Genomic DNA, 20,759 nt, shown 5'->3' with positions numbered 1-20,759 from the left:
TTTATTTATAAATTTAATTATTGTAAAACTCTTATTGTGATATGTATAAGATTTCACAACTTAAGAAATGAGGTGTAATATACATTTTGTTTTTGAAGTATAAATAATGTTGGTGAGAGCATCTGACAAGTTTTAATCCATAGGTATAAAACCCTGATTTTTAATGTCTTTTTGCGCTTTTGTCAATAAATAATTTATTAATTCATCAGTTTTAGAATCTTGATCGTTAACTTTAACTAAACTAATAACATGTCTTGTATCTAGTTTTAATATTTTATTTCCATTAAAATAACTGGCATTTAAGAAACTATATAAATTTTCAGAATTTCTAACTAATTTAAAAGCATCAAATTGCGAGTTGACCTTATGTTTTACGGTGTAATCAAGGTTATAATGCTCAAGAGTATTCCATGCGAGCCTTTGGGCGGAACCGTCTACTTTAACAAAGTCAAGATTATCCAAATCTTTTATTTCTTTAATTTCAGGACAATCAGGGCTTGAAATCAAAACAAGATAATCGTATGCAATAGGTATGAAGTTAATGTCTCTTTCATAAGCAATTAAAGGATCATCCAATGTCAATAAATCAACAACTCCTCTTTTTGCAAGCTTGAATGCGTCATTGTCGTTGCTGCTGTATACATTAATATTGAAAGGCAAGTCAATGCTTTCCAAAAGTCCGGAACTGATATGTCCTCCCGCAATATTTATATTGTCAGGTTCAGCTATCTGAATCAGGTATTTTCTGTATTCTTCAAGAAGCCTTTGCCCGTCTGTTGTCAGGCCGCTGCCGTTGCCTTTTTTTTCAGTTAATTTAAATCCCAATTGCTCTTCAGCTTTCAATATTCTTCTGTTAAAAACAGTATGTGAGATATTCAGTTCTTTGGCAGATTTTCTCTGTGAATTGGTTCTGTTCAGTGATTCCAAACTTTGGTATAATTTATAACCATAGATTTCACCATTTATCTCTAAGCTAATCAATCCTTTGCTTTCAAGTTTCATTAATTATATATTAAAGTTTTTTACATATATTTATCTAGTGTTTTTAGGAATGATATAATGGAATTAATGAAAAGCTCAATTAAAGCTATTATTGGTAATATTGTAAGTGCTGAAGAATTTTTGGATGCTGATGACATAGATAAGTTTGAAGATATAATCATTGAATCAAAAAATGTTTTTGTAACCGGTGCCGGAAGGTCAGGACTCGCTGCAAAAGCATTCGCAATGAGATTGATGCATTTGGGAGTAAGTGCCTATGTTGTAGGAGAAACCATCTCTCCAGCTATTTATGAGGATGATTGTATCGTGGCCATTTCAGGATCCGGTGAAACAAACACAATTGTTTCTGCTGCAAGAATAGCTAAAAACAGAGGTTCAAAAGTTTTAGCTGTTACTTCCTATCCTGAATCAACTTTAGGTCAATTGGCCGACTGCTGTCTTTTGGTTAAAGGAAGAACAAAAAAAGAAGTTGATGACGAAAATTATATGAAACGTCAAATTCATGGAAACTATACTTCCTTAACTCCATTGGGAACTGCTTTCGAATTGACAACACTTGTGTTTTTGGATGCAATTGTTTCTGAACTTATGGAAAAAATGCATCAGACCGAAAGCGATTTAAAAGCAAGACATACTGTTTTAGAGTAATTTAGTCAAAAATTACTCTATTTTGATTATTATATATATTACACCTTTCACCGCGTAAAAATCCGACTAGCGTAACATTACCTTTTTTTGCAATATTATAACCTGAATTTGCAGGAGCGGCGTTGGATGCTAAAATTGGAACTCCGACACGGGTCATTTTGATAACCATATCCGCAGGCATTCTTCCACTGTAAATGACATAAGAGTTAGATAAATCAAAATCATGGAGTAGTCCGTATCCTATTACCTTGTCAACTGCAACATGGCGGCTAACGTCTTCCTTTACAACAAACTGTCCGTCATATACGATTCCTGCAACATGTGTCCCGCCGGTTGCCTGCCAGATTTCAGCATTGTCTTTAAGCTCCTCAATCCTGTCAATCAGCTCATGGACTGAAACCTGAAAATCTGATTCAACACGTTTCACATTTTTAATTTTGCTTCTCCATCCTCCTGCGGAATCTGAACACAGCACGGTTTCATTCGTTTTAAGCAGCGTATCATCAATTTCAGCATATATCTGATTTCCTTCAATTTTAATTTCTTTAATCGCATCCATTGAATCAACCATATTTTCATTGAACATGTATCCGACAGCGAATTCTTCCAATGAGTCTTCGATTGCAGATAAGCTGCGGCTAATGTCATCGTTAATAGTTAATGTAATTGTTTCGTCCTGAACAACATTTTCCTTTACTTCCTGTGCTTTGTTGTTTTTATAGTGTATTGCATCAATTTCTTCGATTTTCATTTTATTATCCCCTATATTATCTTATTTATTTTTCTTTTTTCTTACTTTTTCCTATTTTAGTAAATTATTTAATATGTTAAGAATAGATATTCATATCAAAGGTTATAATGTGGTTGTTATGGAAAAGAAAAGTAAAATTATTATCTTAATTTTAGCTCTTTTAATTGTATTGGGGATTGCTACTCATATATTTTTAACTCCTTCTACTGTTGAAAATTCAGGAGCTAAAAACATTACGGATATGATTGGAAGGACTGTTGAAATACCACAGTCACTCAATAAAGTGGTTGCAACATCACCTCCAATGTCTACTGTCATTTATATGATTGCTCCGGATAAATTGACTGCTCTAAATTTCCAGTGGACCGATGAGGAACTTGAGTATGTTCCATCACAGTATCGTGGATTGCCTAACATTGGCGGCTGGTATGGAACTCAGGACGGCAGTTATGAAGAGTTCATCGCATCCGAACCGGACATTGTCATAGAGTCCATTGATGAAGGCGGGGACGGAGATCTGTCAACGGTTAATGAAAGACAAACAAAATTCGGCAAAATACCTGTTGTTGCAGTTAATGATACTACAAGCGTTGATAAGGTTGATGCTTCAATTTCATTTATTGGTGACGTTATCGGTGCAACGGATAATGCTCAAAAGTTGGTTGATTTCAATGATAAATATTTAAATGAAGTTCAGGATAAAGCTTCCAAATTATCCAACGGCGATAAAAAGACTGTTTATTATGCAGTTGACAATGACGGACTAAAAACCTATCCTTCAGGTTCAACTCATGGCCAATTGATTGATCTTGTCGGCGGGGAAAATGTTGCCAATTCACTAAATCAGGGAAATACCACTACTGGTGTTCAGGTTTCAATAGAACAGGTCATCAGCTGGAATCCTGATGTTATCATCACAACAGATCCTGATTTCTATGCAAACGTTTACAATGATTCAAACTGGGCCAGCATCAATGCAGTCAAAAATCATGAAGTTTATCTGTCTCCTCAGTCTCCATTCAAATGGTTTGACAGGCCTGTTGGTGCAAACATGATTATAGGTGTTCCATGGACTGCCAAAGTAATATATCCTGATCAGTATTCTGATATTAACTTAATGGATGCTACCAAGGAGTTCTATTCAAACTTTTATCATTACGATTTGTCAGATGACCAGGCTAAAGAAATATTATTGGGTTCAGGACTTAAAGAGTCAAATTTGTAGGATGATTACATGAATAAAGAAAATAAAGAAATTATAAGTATTGTACTTTTAGTATTTTTACCTATAATTCTTTTTTTCGCATCTTTTTTAATGGGAAGATATCCAATCAGTCCAGTTGATGTTGTAAAGACTGTATTATCTCCAATCATTCCGCAATTATATGTTTCATCAACAGTAAGTACAATTGTATGGCAAATCAGGCTTCCAAGAATATTGGCCGCTTTATTGGTTGGGGCTTCACTTGCAATGGCAGGAACAGCTTTTCAGGGAATATTTAAAAACCCACTGGTTTCATCAGACCTTTTGGGCGTGTCCAACGGTGCAGGATTTGGTGCGGCATTGGCTATTCTGCTCAGCGGGTCAAGCGTCATTATTCAGATTTTTGCCTTTATTTTCGGAATCATATCCGTTTCCATAACATATCTGATATCAAAGGCATACAAGGCCGGAGGAATATTGATTCTGGTATTGTCAGGTGTTGCAATTTCGGCATTTTTCAATTCCTTGATTTCCGCAATCAAATTCATAGCAGACCCTGAAGATAAGCTTCCGGAAATTGTATACTGGTTAATGGGAAGTTTGGCTTCCGTTACTATGGATGAGATTATCATGATTATCATTCCGCTGTTCATAGGATTTTTAGTTCTCTACCTGCTAAGGTGGCAAATGAACATTCTGGCAATGGGTGATGAAGAGGCACAGTCATTGGGATTGAATCCTTCAAGGGTAAGGCTGATAATCATTGCAGCATGTACATTACTAACTTCAGCGGCGGTTTCCATCAGCGGTATTATTGGATGGATTGGAATGATTATTCCTCATATGGCAAGGATGATTGTCGGGCCGGACAATAAGATTCTGCTTCCTGCCTCATTAAGCTTGGGAGCAAGCTTTTTATTGCTGATTGACAATATCTCTCGTGTTGTCATAGCTATTGAAATACCTATTGGAATATTGACAGCCATAATCGGTGTTCCAATATTTCTCTATTTGCTTAGAAGGGGGTACTCAGAATGGTCCTAGACGTTAGAAACATTTCATTTTCCTATGAGGATGAGTTGATATTTGAAGACATCAGTTTTTCAATAGATAAGGGTGATGTTTTATGTATACTCGGGCCCAATGGAACGGGCAAGACAACATTAATCAAATGTCTCAACAGAATTCATGACATTGACTCAGGTGAAATACTGATTGAAGGCAAAAACATAAAGGATTTGTCATTTGCCCAGATATCAAGACATATCGGCTACATTCCGCAATCTCATGTTCCGACATTTCCGTTTTCGGTTTTTGATGTAGTGCTGATGGGAAGGGCACCATATCTGAATCTGACAGAAACTCCTAAAAAAGAGGATGAGGAAATTGCTTTAAATGCCTTAAAGACTTTGGGAATAGAAGATCTGAAAGATAAGGAGTATACCAATTTAAGCGGCGGTGAAAGACAGCTGGTATTTCTGGCAAGAATATTATGCCAGCAGCCTGACATTCTGATATTAGATGAGCCGACATCCCATCTGGATTTTGGTAATCAAATCAAGCTTCTCGAAATCATTGATAATCTGGCAAAATCCGGTTTGTCCATAATAATGTCATCACATTTTCCAGATCATGCATTTTTAAGCTCCACTAAAGTGGCTATAATGAAGGATAAATCTTTCATTGACTTCGGAAAACCAGATGATGTTGTAACCGAAGAGAACTTAAGAAAGGCTTATTCAATAGATGTAAAGTTAATTAATATTGATGATAATAGGAAAGTTTGTGTTCCTTTAAAAACAAATTTAAAATTAGGTGATATTTAATGAATCAAAAAGATTATGAAGAACAATTGAAAATGGCAGGAGAATTCCACGGAGAGATTTGCGGCGGAATAGCTATTGGAACCAAATTGGCAATGTACGGTTTGGAATTAATGGGTATGGAGTTGAACACCCGTCATAAAAACCTGATTGTCATTTTGGAAATTGACAGATGTATGGCAGATGCAGTTCAGGCAGTTACAAAATGTTCCATGGGTAAACGTTCTCTTAAACAGGCTTACTATGGAAAATTTGCAGCAACTTTTTATAACATGGACACCGGTGAAGCTTTAAGAATCGTTGATGCTGATGCAAACAGAAAAGACAAGAAAAAAGAAACCCGTGACGAAATGATTGAAAGATTCAAGATTACCCCTCCGGAAGAATTATTCACAGTTCAAAAAGTTAAGGTTGAATTAACCGAAGCACAAATGCCCGGTAAACCTCACACTACTGAAATCTGTTCAGTCTGTGGTGATAAAGTAACTGATGGTCGTCATTTGGTTGTGGACGGTAAACCTGTATGTAAACCTTGTGTTGAAGGTGCATATTACGAATTAATTGAAGAATAAGAAAAGATAGTAAATTAATTACTATCTCAATTTTTTTCTATTTTGGAATTTCGGAATCAGGAACGTTATATGTGTATGTTACACTAAACGGTCTTTCGCTGTCAAATAGGGAACCTGAAGATCCTTCTATCAGGTTAGCAGTTGAATTGAAGTTTTCCTTGTTGAATTCAATTGTAGCCAGACCATCATGAACATTAGCTATTACTTCTTGCTGTAAGTCACTGAATGCATTTAATGTAAAGTGGTATGTGAAATCAGGAAGTTCACTTGCTATTTTCCCGCCGTTTACGAAGCTAACATTGTATTTTCCGTTTCCAATGCTTTTTAATTCACAGACAATCAGTGTCGTTTTGATTCTAGGACATATTGTTCCAGGACCGGGATTGTCTTCAGACCATTTTGTGTATAGGGTTGTTCCATACCAGTTTGGGCCTAACACCAATTTTAAATCGTCATCCCATTCGCCCGGACCGTAAATTCCTGCAGGATTTGCACTTACTTCACCTAAGATTATTTGGCTTGGGCCTTTTGCATTGTTGTATAGCGCATTGTTTTCCACAATCAATGTTGCTCCTGCTGCAGGCGTATAATTTTCATTGGCTGTAAAACCTTCAATTACGCTGTCCCTTATTTCATTGTTTCTGATTACAATTCCGGATGAATTTGCTGAATCCAAAAATATTCCCATATAGTTTTCATTAATCAGGTTGTTTAATATTGCAATATTGTTTCCTGAGTGCCTTACGCTTATTCCATAACCATACGGACCTTCTATCATGTCAAATGTAATCCAGCCAAGCTGTTTTGAAATGTTGTTGTTTGAAATTTCAGTATTTGCAACGTTTTCGTCGAATTCCACTCCGAAGTTGTTTCTGAATATTGTATTTTCTTTTATCGTTGTTGTATCTGCATTTTTAAGGTAAATTCCATTCCTGAAGTTGCTTATTGTATTGTTGATAATTTTGCTTTCAAGTCCTGAAACATCAATAGCATTTCCTTTAAGCAAGGCTTCACTAGAATTGTAGATGTCAATATTACTTTTAGTTGCTTTGTTGTTGATTACATTATTTTCAATGTCTGTATTTTTAACATTGTTTATTACAATTCCAAATCCATCAAGTGCATTAATTTCAGTGTTTTTAACAATCACATCATCTGCGTTAATTGTAATGACTGCACTGTCCTGTTTACCGTTTAATATGGCGTTATTTCCATTAAGCAAAATGGATTTGTCTATATTTAGGTATATGTCTGAATATTCACTACCTAAAAATCTGATAGCTTTTTTGTCGCTTACGGAATTAATAATGCTTTGTATTTCACTGTTTGATAAATTAGGAGCAACAGTTAAAGTTTCTAAAACTTCAACTGTATTTGCAATAGCTGCTCCGTTATAACTAGAGGTTATTATGTATTTTCCAGGCTGCAACCTGATATTTAAACCTGCAATTCCTGAGCTGTTCGTTGTTCTTTCGTAAAATACTCCATTGATGTTGAATGTAATGATTTCTCCGTCTGCAGGTTTGCCTTCCCCGTCAACTAGGGTAACTTTGAACTGTTCAAGGATATCATACTCTTTAACGAGATCCTGTGCTGTAAGTATGGATAATACTGTAATGTTGTTGGATACAAGACATCCGTTGTAATTTACAGTGATTATGTAAGTTCCAGGATTCAGGTTAATGTTTAGCTTTGCATATCCGCTTGAGTTTGTTGTTCTTGTATAGAATACTCCGTTGATGTTGAAGTTGGCATCCACGTTTGCCAATGCATTTCCATGATTGTCAAGAATTTTGACGATGTATTGTGAGGCATTTCTATAATATTTTACCAGATCCTTGTTTTCAGTAATTGTAGGTAAAACAGTTATATTGTTTGATTTTTGCTCTCCGGTTATAGGGTTATAAGCCGTAATCACGTAAGTGTTTTGTGCCAGGTTGATGTTTAGTTTGGCGGTTCCGTTTTCATTTGTTGTCCTGTTGTAGAACACTCCATTGATATTGAATGTTATCATTTGGTTTTTGAGGACATTTCCTTCACTGTCACAAAATGTTGCTAGGTATTGTGTCGCATTCCTGTACATTTTGGTCAAATCAGAACCATCAACTGTTGAGAGTATTGTAATCGTATTGCTTAATGTTGAGGAAGGATAATCATCGGTTCCGTTAAATGTGACTGTAATAGGATATTCTCCAGGGTTGAAGTTTATGTCGATTTTAGCTGTTCCGTTTTCGTTTGTAGTCCTTGTATAGTTCATTCCGTTTAAATTCAGGCTTAATTTCTGATTGGAAAGATAATTTCCGTCACTGTCCATTAATGTGACTTCATATGGTGTGGCTGAACCACAGTATTTAGTTAAGTCGTCTCCAATCAGTTCAGTTTCAATAATTACGGTTCCGTTTGGAATGTTTGAATCTGGAACGTTATAAACTGCACACAGTCTGTCTGCTGTTGATTTAACATCAATTGCACCATATCCAGGACTTATTACGGTAATGTTGTTTCCTTTGGATTTGTATCTTGCATCAGTAAAATCAACTGTTCCAGTTCCGTTAACAACTCTAATGACTTTTGCCTGGTCGTTTGTTTCAATACCTGCTCTTGTTGTGGCCTTATTTAGGAAAAATGTCAGGTCGATTGTATTCAGATATTCGGCTATGTCACCAGTGTCTTTTCTGACAAGGGATACGTTATATATTCCCGGTGAGACTTCCTTGATTTCGCTGAACACCAAATCCCTCGTGCCGTCTTTGAGAAGTCCTACTTCATAATAGGTACTTGGACATAGCTGTTCATATGCAAAGAAATTGCTTTCAACATAAATTATTCCGGTTCCGCCCTGAGCGGTCTGTTGGGTGAATACTGCTCTTGTCAGATGTCTGTTAAAGAAGTTCTGGTCAATTTCTTCAACCTTTTCATTGATTAATGTAGGAACGGCCAGATAAGTGTTATATAAACCGTAGTTACCGTTTTGGAAGATGTTGTTTCCTTTAACTTTCAGTGATTCAATCGGGGAATCTACAAATATTCCGGCACCTTCCGTTGCCCTTGACTGAACACTGTTGTCCCTGTTTGCAGTAATGTTGTTGCTGGTGATGTTGCTGTTTACGCAGGATTTGTAATAGATTCCTTTCCAGTTATTCAGATATATTGTATTGTTGACGATATTTGTAGCTTCAACATTTTCGCCAAAGTAGATTCCGGCTTCACTGTTTCGCTGAATAACTGATTGGGTAATGTTCATGTTTTTACTGTCACTAACATATATTCCTTTAATTGATTTTCTAACTGAAACCTGATTTATGTCGATATCGGATCCGTTAATTATGTAGATACCCGATCCCTCACTCACTTCTGTAATCTTACAGTTTGTTATTTCTATGTTGCTTGCGCCATTTATGTATATTGCATATGGATCAACGCTTCCCCTTTTGGCAGCATCATTTGAAAAAGTAAATCCTGAGAGCACTGAGCCTGATGCGTTTTCAGTAAAGTAAAATATTCCAACACCGTCTGATCCTTTAATGTTTGAAGGACAGGTACTCATTTTTGTTTCAACATCACTTATGATTGTAAGTGGCTTGTCTACTACAATATGACAATGTTCATACTCAGCACCGGTTATTTGGATTGTGTCTCCAGCACTAGCATTGTTTATCGCTGTTTGTATAGTCGGTTCGTTCATTTGATTTGTAGAAGAACCGTCTACGATTATTGTATTTCCAGCAGCTGTAAGGTTGTCATCTGCCATTACAGCTGAAGAAAATGATAATAAAATGAATATGCTTATAAAAATTAATAATGTCTTTTTATATTTCATACATTCAACCTCTAGTTATATTTATAACGATTGATATGTATGACCTTTCATATTATAAAAAATATTCTATTTTAAAAATATCAGCTATTATGTATTAAAAAATGGTTTTTCTAAAAAAATAAAAAAGTGAGAAGTTATTTAAAACTTCTCTTACCTAAGCGTTTATAATTACCTTATTGGAAGTTAAAGCTAAACGGATTGGTAATGTTATTGCTTTCCACCTTGGTATACAATTACCTTATTGGAAGTTAAAGCACTTTCGTAAGATGAGGTAATAATGTATTCACCAGGGATTAAGTTAATGTTTAATCTTGCAATACCGTTAGCATCGGTGGTTCTGTTGTAGAATACACCGTTGATGTTGAATCCAACGGTTTGATTTGCGTAAGGATTACCTTGACCATCAACTAATTTTGCTTCAAATGCACCTGCTTCACCATACTTTTTAGTTAAGTCGGTAGCAGTTAATACTGGAAGAACGGTGACATTGTGAGCAAGTTCACATCCTTTGTAGCTAGCGGTAATAATGTATTTACCTGGTTGTAAGTTAATGTTCATTTTTACATATCCTGATGCATTGACTTTTCTTTGATATTCTACACCGTTGATGTTGAATGTAACTGTTTCGTTTTCAGCAGCAGGATTACCTTCATCATCCAATACTTTTAATATGTATTGTGATTCGTTGCGGTAATATTTTACGAGATCGGAATCTTCATCAAATCTGGATAATACAGTAACGTCATTGGTTTTAACTTCACCAGTAACTGGGTTAGTTATAGTTACGACGTAGTCACCAGCAATTAAGGTTACTGGGATTGAAGCGGAACCGTTTGCATTTGTGGTTCTGTTATATTTTCCACCATTGATTTCAAAGGTTACGGTAGCATTAGTTAATAAATTACCTTCTTCGTCAAGGAAAGTAGCAACAAATCTGTCAGAAGCTTTTTCTATTTTGGTTAAGTCTTCAGAAAGGATAGTTTCTTCAGGTCCTTCAACGGTAATGTTTTCACTAGCGGTAGCTGCACCATATTTTCTGTCACCTGTATAGGTAACTTCAACAGTATAGTCACCAGGTTCTAATTCAGGTAACTCTACAGTAGCTTGTCCGTTTTCAATAGGAGCATATGATGTAATTCCGTCAACTTCAACTAATAAGTAACCGGTTGCATCTTCATTCAATTCAATTGATACTTCTTCCTCAGTTACGGTAATGTTTACATAGGTGAAAGGAATGTTCCTGTCGATTGTAACATTGTTTTCTTCTACAATTAAATTACTTGTTTTGAAAGTGTAGGTGTTGTTATCGGTAAATGCAAATACGGTAATACCGGTTTCATATGCATTGTCAACAACTTCAAATGCACCTTTAGGGGTAATCATACCACCTTTACTTGAACTTGAAACAGCGGTTGAACCTTCACCGTAGAAGGTGTTATCGTGGATTAAGATGGTTTCAATGTTACTTGGTGCACCGTGAGCAGTGTTACCTTCTTCTACATATATTGCAGATTTTCCTGCTTCTGTGGTGAATTCATTTTCGTAAATATCGGAGTTTCCTGCAGCTTTAATGATACCCAATGCAAATGCTTTTGAATTATCGAATTTGTTGCCTTGCATTGTAATGTTGGTAATTCCTCCACCGTAGTAAACACCATACCATACATCAGTCATAGTACAGTTATATATTTCTACATTAGCAGCACCGGATGCGATTGAAACAGCATCAAGATAATCTCCTTCAAAGGTGTTGTTTATAACGACAATACCTGATCCACCCATGAGGTTTATTGCTTTTGAACCGGTTTCCTGTTTTGAGAAGTCTCCTTTTATGGTACTTTGATTGGTTGCGCCGTCATCAGCAAAGAAGTAGTTGTTTTGGATTGTTACATTTCCAGCAGGTCTTCTGATGTAAATTCCAGAGTTACCGTTTTTGAAAGTACATCCTTCGATTATGTAATCTTTACCACCTTGGAAGTCTAATGCACGTCCGTTCCAAAGGACAGGTTGGAATACTTCGAAGTTAAAGTTGTATACTTGAGATCCGGCAACACTTTCTTCATCAGCTTGGAATAGGAATCCTTGCCATCCTTTAACTGTTGCACCATTACCTTGTAGGATAAGGGTATGTTCAATTGCTATAGGTTTGGATAAGTTTCCAAAGTCATATGTAGCATTTTCTGCAAAGTTAAGTGTGTCTCCAGCAGTCGTATTTGCAATTATTGCTTGAATGTCTGAGACTGTAGCATTAGCTGGTATGTCATGAGTAGCAGCCAATACATCATCTGCATCATTACTTGCTTCAATAACTACTGCATCATCAGCAGCAGCTATTGCATCATCAGCAGCTATATCCTCTGCAGATACTGCAGATACGGATACAATTGCTATGAAGACAATTAATAATGCTAAAATCTTATTATTAAGCTTCATATTATTTATTTCTCCTATTATTTTAATTGAATAAAACTAATAAAAATAATGTGTAAAATTATTTTTGCATTCATTAATAATTATTAGTAATAATATCTCTTTATTTAAAACCTATATAAACATTGTTATCATTCGATAAAAATTAACTTTTGAATTTAAATTATGATTTATTAAATTATGATTTTTTTTATTTTTTTTAAATATTTTTATAAAATAAAGTGATTTTATTAATTTTTTTAATCGAAATTTATTAATGTTATAATCGATTTTATATTCATTGTGTCTTTCTAAAAAACCCTACGAATTATTTATATAGTTATATCCATAAACTTTAAACCATAATCAATTAATTTAAAGGAGGTGACAATCTGAATAAAAAGGTGCTTTTAGGTTTGATATTAATAGTTTTTATTTCTGTTAATGCTGTCAGTGCAAATGAGAATGGCACTGATATTTCTGAGGTCATATTGGACACATCCGATGCTGATCTGCTCGGGGATAATCTGGTATATAATGCAACCCTCATATCATCCAACAACACTCCTTTAAATAACCAGACAGTAACATTCTGTGTTAACGGGATAAATTATACTCGAATTACTGACGTTAACGGTATGGCATTTTTAAATATAAATCTGAATGACGGAATATATCCGATTTCTACAACATTTAAAAATCAGGATAATCAGCAAATAATTAATAATAATATGATTCTTGTTTCACACGATTTTGGAACGCTGATTAAGGATAATCTGGGAGGTAGCGATATCCAAAAAATTATTGATGGTGCAAATTCTGGCGATACACTGATTTTTGCAGGAAGTGAATACAGTGATGTTTCATTAACTGTAAACAAGTCATTAAACATTGTCAGTATTGTAAAATCAGTTTTTAAAGGAAATTCTAAATCTCCAGTAATCAAAGTCAAATCAGATAATGTCAATATATCAGGTTTCGTAATATCTTCAGGCTCCGCAGGCATTTTAGTAGATAATGCGAACAATGTGAAAATTTCAGACAATGATATTATTAACAATAAGGATGGAATTGATGTTGTAAATGCGCAGAGTGCAGTGATTTTAAACAACCGCATTTCAAATTCAAGAAATGATGGAATCTATCTTAAAGATTCAGCCAATACAAATATATCATATAACACATTATTGGATAATTACAATGGAATCTATTTCGATGAGAATGTTGTGGATACTCAAATCTTTTCAAATTACATATCAAAATCCTCCAACGATGCGGTCAGCTTTGCAAAATCCGGATCTCGCACTAACATGTCATACAACACCCTTGAAAAAAATGAAAACGGCATATTCATTGACATGGTTGGGGATGAGGATTTAAATGTTGAACTCAATACAATCCAAAGAAATAATGAGAACGGAATATATTTCGGTGCAAATTATCGCAAAAGCAATGAAACCGGAGTCCTTAACATAGCAAACAATTCTATTGTCTACAACAGAGAATTCAATATTCTGGGCAGAGACAGCATTTACATGAAAATAGACCTCAACACCAATTGGATTGCTTCGGACAATTCCAGATTCAATGGGGTATGCGAAAAAATCAAGTTCAGGAAATACCATTTGAATGTTGAACAGATTGATGGAAACACTCTGTCCGTAAGTGTGAATGGAATAAAAACCAATTCCATGTTGAGGGTTTCATATAATGGAGGAAAAAACTGGCAAAGTGTTACTTTGGTTGACGGTAAGGCCACAATGGCCATTTCAAACGATGACGGAAATGTCATGTTTGATTATTATGAAACCAATAACAATTATCAGTATCAGTTGGATAATTATGTTCCTCCAGCTCCGGTTACTCCTATTGTTCCGGATGTTTCACCAAATCCTACAAATCCTGACTCATCAGATTCTGAATCATCCAATGGAACCGATTCCCAGTCAGAGAAAATTGAAGGAAACGGAACCAGTTCAAATCCTAATTCAGGATCCCCTCAGGGTCAAAGCGTATCCAATGTGGACAGTTCCAATCCAATTGAAGATGTTTCTTCTCAAAGTTCTCCTAGTCAGTCAGCTTCTCAGGCGGTTTTAAGTGCCAGTGAATCACAGTCTGTATCTAAACAGATTTCCAATCCGACAGACTCTATTGCAAAAGCTTTGAATATTGATGAAGAAGTTGTCAGAATTGCCGGAATGGGCTTCATTTTATTACTTATTATTCTTGTAATCGGATTATATTATAGAGATGATGTCAAATACATGTTAAACAAGAGAAATGGACAATAACTGTTCATTTTATTTTTCTTTTTTTAAAATACGATATGTTTATATATTTATATTGTTATATATTTAGTTGTAAAACAATTTATGGACTATAAATATGTTAGATTTAATTTTTGGGTATTTATTAATAATTACAATATTATTTTCAGCTAATATTGGTCTTTTTTCAGCTAATTTTAAATTTAATGATGTAAAAAGTACTTTGATATTTATAGTGTTAGGTATTTTATTTATTATTGTTGTTAGTTTGTCTGACCTGTTAACAGTTAATCTGTTGGATTATCTGACTTACATTTTTTTAGCAATTTCGATAATGATATTTATTATAATAATATTATACTTGAAGTTGAATAAGTCAGAGCTTTCATTTTATCTGACCATTGCATTATATTATATCTCTTCCTTTTTATTAGCTTCCCAATTAAGTGAGTCTTCCGTATTTGACAGTTTGTTGTTAACATTTATTTCAATAATTATAATGATAGTTGCATTCCAGTCATCCAAATTGCTTATGTATGCCAAACGTCCGTATAATGCAATTGTTGGGGAATACATGTCTTTGGAGGGAATTCTGATTTTCCTGTTTGCCTTAACTAATGTTTCCATTATGCAGCTGGATTATGAAATGTTTTCATCATTTCTAATTCTAACTCCAACCTACCAGCTAATCTATGTTATAATTGCAATCGTCGTCATTTTAATTATTGGCTTATATTTGAATGATAGAAAAATTTGAGGTAGTTTATGATAATTCAAGGTACTGAAACATTGACTTCATTGATTCATATAATATCTGAAAGTCTGCTGACTCCAGTTGTTATTATATTGGTGATCTTTGTTGTTTTAGCCATTTTATGTCTTGGAGGTATAATAAATGAATATTTCTCAAGAAATCCTATCAAATCACAGGATTTTGAAAAGTTGGTCAGGGACATTTCATTTTCAAAAACTCCGGCAGAAATAGGAGAGAAAGTAAACGGCAGTAATTTATTTGATTGGCAAAAGGAAGTTCTTTTAAAAATAGCAGATAATCATGATATTGGTATTAATGCTAGAAAGGCTTTGGCCAGTGAATTAATTTCATCTGAAGAGACCAGATTAATTAAAAGCACCAATAAAACAGACATTCTTGTAAGATTAGGTCCTATTTTAGGTCTTTTGGGAACTCTGATTCCTTTGGGTCCTGGCCTTGCGGCATTGGGCAGCGGCGATATTACCACACTTGCCGAATCATTAACGATTGCTTTTGACACGACTGTAACAGGTCTTGCTGTTGGTGGTATTGGTTATTTGGTATCCAAATTCAGAAAACAATGGTATGAATCAGACTTGATTAATGTTGAAACTTTGGCGGAAGTCGAATTGGAATCTATTAACAATCAGAAGTGAGTGATATGCTTAGGAAAAAACGCAGAATGAGTGATTCAATAGATGATGATCCGATGTCTGGAATCAGCAATCTTTCCGATGCAATGCTTGTTTTGGCTTTAGGATTTCTGATTTTTGCTATTATGGCATTGTCCGCAAACCCAGATTTGATTTCAGATTCCCCTAATACTCAGGATGTCTCTACAGCAGAAACATTCAACCAAACCTATTCTGATGCAAGCGGAATTGAGGACAGCGGATTCAATGAGGTAGGAAAGGTGTATGAAGACCCGGCTACAGGCGAACTTGTAATGGTTTCGGGTTAAAATATTCGCATTGATGTGAATGTTTTATATTAAACGAATAAACTGGTTATTATTATAATCTTATATTCGTTTAATTTTTTAAATTCAAAGATTTTTTATATTTTATATTTTGTTTTAATTTGGATTATATTAATTTAAATTAATCTAATAATTTTTATTTATGTATTCCTAAAAATCAGAAAAAAGTACCGATATGAATGAAATTCTGTAATGATTTATCATTAACTTTTTATTTATTTACTTAATACTATTTAAGTATTTCTTTTAGGCTCAAATAACAAAGCCTTTTTATTATATGTTTACTATATATAATATCATAATACACGGATTAATCTTTTGGCGGATTAAAATATGTATTATGTTATATAAATTAATTTATAAGGGGATAAAAAGAGGTTGAGAATATGAGTTCATCTTTTAAAAGTCCAGTAGATACTGCTAAAGCAATATCTGGAACAGCTGGAGCAAAAAACTCAGCAAATATTGTAAATGTGATTTTACTCTCCTTCTTAGCAGGAGCATATATCGCATTCGGAGGATTACTAGCCGTAATCGCTAGTGCAGGAATGGCAGGCGCAGGCGCACCTGCTGGTTTAGAAAAATTTGTATTTGGTGCAGTGTTCCCTGTAGGTTTGATTATTGTAGTACTTGCAGGATCTGAATTATTCACCGGAAACGTAATGTTTATGACTCTCGGTGTATTAGACGGTTCCGCATCTGTTGGCGGTCTCGCTAAAAACTGGGTATTAAGTTGGGTATTCAACTTTGTCGGTGCATTATTCGTTGCATTTGTACTCGCTTACATGGGCGGTCTTTTCCCTGCAGATTCCGTATTTGCAGCAAAAGCAACTGGTGTTGCTACTGCAAAAGTAGGATTGGCATGGGATCAAGCATTTATTAGAGCAATCGGTTGTAACTGGTTAGTATGTTTAGCTGTATGGTTAGCTAACGCATCTGACGATATCATCGGTAAAATCTTTGGTATCTGGTTCCCAATCATGGCTTTCGTTACCATCGGATTTGAGCACAGTGTTGCAAACATGTTCTTCATACCATTAGGTATGTTCTTAGGTGCTGAAGGTGTAAACTGGACCACTATTATTGTAAACAACTTAATTCCTGTAACTTTAGGAAACATTGTTGGAGGAGCTATTTTCGTAGCTTGTATATATTGGTACACTTATCTTAAAGACTAAGTGTGAATTTTGTTTAAGAAGCAATTTTTGCTTCTTAAAAAATTTTTATTATACATTAATAAAATTTTGGAGATTATAAAATGGTTGAGATAAAATATGTCCCATCTATTTGTCCATACTGTGGTACCGGTTGTGGTATCAACTTTGTAGTCAAAGATGGAAAAATTATCGGGGTAGAACCTTACAAAAGACACCCTGTAAATGAAGGTAAAGTATGTCCAAAAGGTAACTTTGGATACCAATTCATTAACAGAGAAGACAGATTAACTACACCATTAATTAAAGAAAATGGTGAATTCAGAGAAGCTTCTTGGGATGAAGCATTAGACTTAGTCGCTAACAAACTCAAAGAAGTATCTGATGAAGATCCAAACAAAGTTGGATTCTACGCATGTGCTCGTTCACCAAACGAAAACATTTACATTACTCAAAAATTAGCAAGAGTAGCTTGTGGAACTCAAAATGTAGACCACTGTGCACGTATCTGTCACGGTCCTACCGTAGCTGGTTTAGCTACCACTTTCGGTTCAGGTGCTATGACCAACGGTTTCGACAGTATTAAAGAAGCAGACTACATTTTCTGTATCGGTTCTAACAACATGGAAGCACACCCATTGTTCGGTCGTAAACTGATTCAGGCTAAACAAAACGGTGCTAAATTAGTTGTATTAGACCCAAGATTTACTCCTACCGCTAAAATTGCAGATGAATACGTACAATTTGAAACCGGTACTGACGTAGCTTTAATGAACGCAATGATTAAAGTTATCATCGACAATGACTTACAAGATGACGAATTCATTGCAAACAGAACCAAAGGTTACGAAGAAATGAAAGAAGTTGTTCAAAAATACGACTTAGAAATGGCTTCTGAAATTACCGGAATCAAACCTGAAGTAATTGAACACTTAGCTATTGAATACGCATCTGCTGACAAAGCTGCTATCGTATACTCATTAGGTATTACTGAACACTCCCACGGAGCAGACAACGTTATGTCCACTGCAAACCTCGCAATGTTAACCGGTAACATCGGTAGACAAGGTACTGGTGTAAACCCATTAAGAGGACAAAACAACGTACAAGGTGCTTGTGATATGGGTGCATTACCTTCCGATTACGTAGGATACAGAAAAGTTGCAGACGAAGAAACTACTGCATGGTTCAATGACTACTACAGCGGATACGGATACGAAGTTAACTTACCTACCAAACCAGGTTTAACTTTAGTTGAAATGATGAATGCTGCTCACGCTGGTGACTTAAAAGTATTATACATCCACGGTGAAGACCCTGTATTATCCGATGCAGACGTTGCACACACTAAAGCAGCTCTCGCTAACTTAGACATGTTAATTGTACAAGAATGTTTCTTAACTGACACCGCACAATGTGCTGACGTTGTTTTACCAGCAGCAGGTTGGGGTGAACAGGAAGGTACATTCACCAGTGGTGAAAGAAGAGTACAATGCTTACACAAAGCTCAAGAACCACCTGAAGGCGCATGGTTAGATTGGAAAATTATGGAAGAAATCGCAGTTAGAATGGGAGTTCCAAGAGAATTATTCCACTACGAAACTTCTGAAGATATCTTCAACGAAATCAGAGAATGTGCTCCTATCATGGCTGGTATGAACCGTGAAAGATTAGACACTCCTGAAGCACTTCACTGGCCTTGCCCATCCGAAGACGACCCATGTCAACCATTAATGCACAAAGAGAAATTTGCACACCCTGATGGTTTAGGTGTCTTCCAAGCATTAGAACACAAAGGACCAGTTGAAACTGTCGACGATGAATATCCATTATTATTAACTACTACTAGAATCTTGTTCCACTATCACGCTGCAATGACCAGAAGATGTGAAACATTATCTAACGAAGTTAAAACTGGATTTATTGAAATCAACACTAAAGATGCTGAAGCAAGAGGAATTATTAACGGTGAAGTAGTAAGAGCATTCTCCAGAAGAGGAGAAATCGCTATTCCTGCACGTGTAACTGATGATATCAGAGAAGGTATTGTAAACATTCCTATGCACTTTGCAGAATGTGCTGCTAACGTATTAACCAATTCCGATTCTTTCGATCCTAAATCTAAAATGGTTGAATTAAAAGCTTGTGCTATTGAAGTTGAAAAATTCGATGAAAAAGTCGAAATCAAAAACGAACTTTACAAATATGGTACTGATACTGAAGTAAAAGCTGAAGATATGTCAACTACCACTGTACAAGTAGGAAAATAAATAGGGAGTAGATTTAAATGAGCGCAAATATTGAAAAAATGTATTATGCTTACTCTGCTAATGACGACATCAAATCCAAAGGAGAATATGGTGGAGTTGTAACTACTATCATGAAACACTTATTAGAAAGTGGAGCTGTTGATGCTGTTGTTGGTGTAGAAGAAGGTCATGATTTATATGATGCAGTACCATGCTTAGTAACCGAACCTGAAGACGTTATCAAAACCGCTGGTTCCATTCACTGCGGTACTTTAAACTTAGCTAAATTCGTTTACAAATACTTAGGCGGATGCAGAGACATGAAAGTTGCAGTCTCATGTAAACCATGTGATGCAATGACCATTAGAGAATTAATCAAAAGAGGAAAAATCATAGGCGACAATATCATCATGATTGGTGTAAACTGTGGAGGTACATTACCACCTGTACCAACCATGAACATGATCAGAGATGTTTATGAATTAGACCCTAAAGATGTTGTTAAAGAAGAAATCTCTAAAGGTAAACTCATCATGGAAACCGCTGACGGTGAAGAAAAAGGCTTCGGTATCGAAGACTTAGAAGAAGATGGCATGGGTAGAAGAGAAAACTGTCAAAGATGTAACTTAAAAATCCCATCCAATGCTGATTTAGCATTAGGTAACTGGGGAGTTATCGGTGAATTACCTGGTAAAGCTACTTTCGTAGAAGTTTTCACTGACAAAGGATCCGAAATCTTAGCTGATGTTATTGACGCAGGTTTAATTGAAGTTGCTGAACCAATCGAAAAAGGTATCAAAATCAGAGAAAACATTAACAACTTCATGCTCAAAGCTTCCAACGCTAAGAAAGAAGTTGACTATGCTGGTACCACCGGAGACATCATTGATGTATTCCACATGTACGATGAAGAGTTCTCCAAATGTATGAAATGTTACGGTTGCCGTGAAGCATGTCCTTTATGTTTCTGTGAAGACTGCTGTCTCGAAGCTGAAGGTCCTGAATGGGTACCTGGTGGATACACTCCTGCAGCACCATTCTTCCACTTAACCCGTATGGTTCACATGGTTGATGCATGTACCAACTGTGGTCAATGTAGTGATGTCTGTCCTTGTGAAATTCCAGTA

The 20,759-nt window shown here is 35.4% G+C and carries 16 protein-coding genes; 11 read left to right on the top strand and 5 right to left on the bottom strand.

Features of this window, described 5'->3' with window-relative positions; genetic code table 11:
• Window positions 1-132: 132 nt before the first annotated feature.
• A complete protein-coding gene (locus tag ACKI2W_RS05680; protein WP_407380108.1) occupies window positions 133-1,002 on the bottom strand; it encodes a LysR family transcriptional regulator in 870 nt (289 codons plus the stop codon).
• Window positions 1,003-1,059: 57 nt separating this feature from the next.
• Between ACKI2W_RS05680 and hxlB the strand changes: the two genes are divergently transcribed.
• Window positions 1,060-1,650, top strand: coding sequence for a 6-phospho-3-hexuloisomerase (gene hxlB, locus ACKI2W_RS05675; protein WP_407380106.1), 591 nt, complete (start codon window positions 1,060-1,062; stop codon window positions 1,648-1,650).
• A gap of 1 nt (window position 1,651) precedes the next feature.
• Here the strand turns inward: hxlB and fdhD are convergent, their stop codons facing one another.
• Window positions 1,652-2,401 carry a formate dehydrogenase accessory sulfurtransferase FdhD gene (gene fdhD / locus ACKI2W_RS05670; RefSeq protein WP_407380104.1) on the bottom strand — a complete coding sequence of 250 codons (750 nt, stop codon included), beginning with the start codon at window positions 2,399-2,401 and terminating at the stop codon, window positions 1,652-1,654.
• 118 nt (window positions 2,402-2,519) lie between these two features.
• Between fdhD and ACKI2W_RS05665 the strand changes: the two genes are divergently transcribed.
• Genes ACKI2W_RS05665 through ACKI2W_RS05650 form a run of 4 tightly spaced genes read left to right on the top strand, consistent with a single transcriptional unit; the run spans window position 2,520 to window position 6,000 of the window.
• A complete protein-coding gene (locus tag ACKI2W_RS05665) occupies window positions 2,520-3,626 on the top strand; it encodes an ABC transporter substrate-binding protein (protein ID WP_407380110.1) in 1,107 nt (368 codons plus the stop codon).
• Window positions 3,627-3,635: 9 nt separating this feature from the next.
• Window positions 3,636-4,649, top strand: coding sequence for a FecCD family ABC transporter permease (locus ACKI2W_RS05660; protein WP_407380102.1), 1,014 nt, complete (start codon window positions 3,636-3,638; stop codon window positions 4,647-4,649).
• Window positions 4,640-5,431 carry an ABC transporter ATP-binding protein gene (locus ACKI2W_RS05655; RefSeq protein ID WP_407380100.1) on the top strand — a complete coding sequence of 264 codons (792 nt, stop codon included), beginning with the start codon at window positions 4,640-4,642 and terminating at the stop codon, window positions 5,429-5,431. Before ACKI2W_RS05660 ends, ACKI2W_RS05655 begins: the two co-directional genes overlap by 10 nt.
• Entirely contained in the window at window positions 5,431-6,000 is a 570-nt protein-coding gene (locus ACKI2W_RS05650) for an FmdE family protein (protein WP_407380098.1), read from the top strand. The genes ACKI2W_RS05655 and ACKI2W_RS05650 overlap by 1 nt, the downstream gene beginning before the upstream one ends.
• 37 nt (window positions 6,001-6,037) lie before the next feature.
• Here the strand turns inward: ACKI2W_RS05650 and ACKI2W_RS05645 are convergent, their stop codons facing one another.
• Entirely contained in the window at window positions 6,038-9,820 is a 3,783-nt protein-coding gene (locus tag ACKI2W_RS05645) for a nitrous oxide reductase family maturation protein NosD (RefSeq protein ID WP_407380096.1), read from the bottom strand.
• Between the two features lie 207 nt (window positions 9,821-10,027).
• On the bottom strand, window positions 10,028-12,253 hold the full coding sequence (locus tag ACKI2W_RS05640) for an Ig-like domain repeat protein (RefSeq protein ID WP_407380094.1): 2,226 nt from the start codon (window positions 12,251-12,253) through the stop codon (window positions 10,028-10,030).
• A gap of 392 nt (window positions 12,254-12,645) precedes the next feature.
• Between ACKI2W_RS05640 and ACKI2W_RS05635 the strand changes: the two genes are divergently transcribed.
• Window positions 12,646-14,520 (top strand): nitrous oxide reductase family maturation protein NosD, encoded by a 1,875-nt coding sequence (locus ACKI2W_RS05635; protein WP_407380092.1) that lies wholly within the window; start codon window positions 12,646-12,648, stop codon window positions 14,518-14,520.
• Window positions 14,521-14,907: 387 nt separating this feature from the next.
• On the opposite strand, the gene ACKI2W_RS05630 is transcribed toward ACKI2W_RS05635, so the two are convergent.
• The gene (locus ACKI2W_RS05630; RefSeq protein WP_407380090.1) at window positions 14,908-15,123 is read right to left on the bottom strand and encodes a hypothetical protein; all 216 of its coding nucleotides are present in this window, start codon (window positions 15,121-15,123) and stop codon (window positions 14,908-14,910) included.
• 138 nt (window positions 15,124-15,261) lie between these two features.
• Between ACKI2W_RS05630 and ACKI2W_RS05625 the strand changes: the two genes are divergently transcribed.
• The 5 genes from ACKI2W_RS05625 to ACKI2W_RS05605 form a co-directional block, all read left to right on the top strand.
• Window positions 15,262-15,906 carry a MotA/TolQ/ExbB proton channel family protein gene (locus ACKI2W_RS05625; RefSeq protein WP_407380088.1) on the top strand — a complete coding sequence of 215 codons (645 nt, stop codon included), beginning with the start codon at window positions 15,262-15,264 and terminating at the stop codon, window positions 15,904-15,906.
• 5 nt (window positions 15,907-15,911) lie between these two features.
• Window positions 15,912-16,211 carry a DUF2149 domain-containing protein gene (locus ACKI2W_RS05620; RefSeq protein ID WP_407380086.1) on the top strand — a complete coding sequence of 100 codons (300 nt, stop codon included), beginning with the start codon at window positions 15,912-15,914 and terminating at the stop codon, window positions 16,209-16,211.
• 404 nt (window positions 16,212-16,615) lie between these two features.
• The gene (locus ACKI2W_RS05615) at window positions 16,616-17,407 is read left to right on the top strand and encodes a formate/nitrite transporter family protein (protein ID WP_407380084.1); all 792 of its coding nucleotides are present in this window, start codon (window positions 16,616-16,618) and stop codon (window positions 17,405-17,407) included.
• Between the two features lie 80 nt (window positions 17,408-17,487).
• Window positions 17,488-19,653: a formate dehydrogenase subunit alpha gene (gene fdhF / locus ACKI2W_RS05610; protein ID WP_407380082.1), complete on the top strand. Its 2,166-nt coding sequence runs from the start codon at window positions 17,488-17,490 to the stop codon at window positions 19,651-19,653.
• 17 nt (window positions 19,654-19,670) lie between these two features.
• The coding region (locus tag ACKI2W_RS05605) for a Coenzyme F420 hydrogenase/dehydrogenase, beta subunit C-terminal domain (protein ID WP_407380080.1) at window positions 19,671-20,759 on the top strand (1,089 nt) is incomplete at its 3' end.

The organism is Methanobrevibacter sp., from assembly GCF_045603845.1.
In the GTDB taxonomy this organism is placed as follows: domain Archaea; phylum Methanobacteriota; class Methanobacteria; order Methanobacteriales; family Methanobacteriaceae; genus Methanocatella.
The sequence above is the reverse complement of the archived record's forward strand: the minus strand, read 5'-3'. Positions and strand labels throughout refer to the sequence as shown.